The organism is Spirosoma luteum DSM 19990, from assembly GCF_000374065.1.
In the GTDB taxonomy this organism is placed as follows: domain Bacteria; phylum Bacteroidota; class Bacteroidia; order Cytophagales; family Spirosomataceae; genus Spirosoma; species Spirosoma luteum.
This window is the reverse complement of record NZ_KB893310.1, coordinates 1-1,027: the sequence shown is the minus strand read 5'-3', so window position 1 is coordinate 1,027 and position 1,027 is coordinate 1. Positions and strand designations below refer to the sequence as shown.

The 1,027-nt window shown below is 53.7% G+C and carries 2 protein-coding genes; both read left to right on the top strand.

Going from position 1 to position 1,027, the window contains the following annotated elements:
- A partial coding sequence (locus B156_RS0125870) for a plasmid mobilization protein (protein ID WP_018622706.1) occupies window positions 1-382 on the top strand: 382 nt, incomplete at its 5' end.
- The coding region (locus B156_RS0125865; RefSeq protein WP_018622705.1) for a relaxase/mobilization nuclease domain-containing protein at window positions 379-1,027 on the top strand (649 nt) is incomplete at its 3' end. The genes B156_RS0125870 and B156_RS0125865, both read left to right, overlap by 4 nt.

Below are 1,027 nucleotides of genomic sequence, written 5' to 3'. Positions count from 1 at the left end.
GAAAAAACGCTCGCCCTGCTTGCTTATGAACCCAACTGAACCCATTAAAAAACGGGGTGGCCGCCCAGCCAGCGAGACCAAACGAGACCAACAAATCACGGTTTGTTTGACCAAGCTGGAGAAGTTGGCGCTCAAACGACGGGCTGATAAAGCAGGGCTAAATCTGTCAGACTATGGCCGGCAAATGGTGCTCACCGGCAAAGCTCAGGCACGACTAAGCCCCGAAGAAAACGCCACCCTAAACCAAGTGGCCAAGTTGGGGAATAATTTGAACCAGATCGCTCATAAAGCCAATGCTGACGGTATCCGCTCGATTGCCATCGAAGCCCAACGATTGCTGCGGCAGCTGAGCGAACTACTTGATAAACCCATTGAGCCATGATTGCCAAAACGAGTATCGGCCGCAGTTTCAAAGGTTGCTGCGGTTACAATCTGGAAAAGGTGGAAAAGGGAAAAGGGGAGATCCTGATGAGTCAGGGTGTACGGGATTACGATGCCCGTTCTATGGTGGCCGACTTCATGCGACAGGCCAGTCTAAACCCCGATCTAAGCCGGAGTGTATGGCACACGGCTATTAGCTTCAGCCCCCAGGACGAGGCCCGCTTGCAGACCCAGCCAGAGCTGATGAAAACGGTGGCCAATGATTACCTAAAGGGCATGGGTCTTGATCAAAGTCAGTACGTGGTCATTCGTCACCGGGACACCGACCATTCTCATTTTCATATCGTGGCCAACCGCGTGACTGACACCGGGCAGACGGTCAGCGACAGCCATAATTACAACCGATCAGAGACCCTTTTGCGTGAGATTGAGCAAAGACACGGCTTAACCCCAATGTTGGAACAGGCCAAACGTCAGAGCCTGGAGCGAGTACCAGAGCGTGACCGGGAGCGGATCATGATCCGGGATCAGGTCCGGGAGAGCTTGAGCCGTTCGACAAACAGTCAGGAGCTGCGGCAGGATTTGACCAGGTATAACATTCAGCTGATCGTCAACCGGGATAAAGCTGGCCAGCCGCGCGGCATCA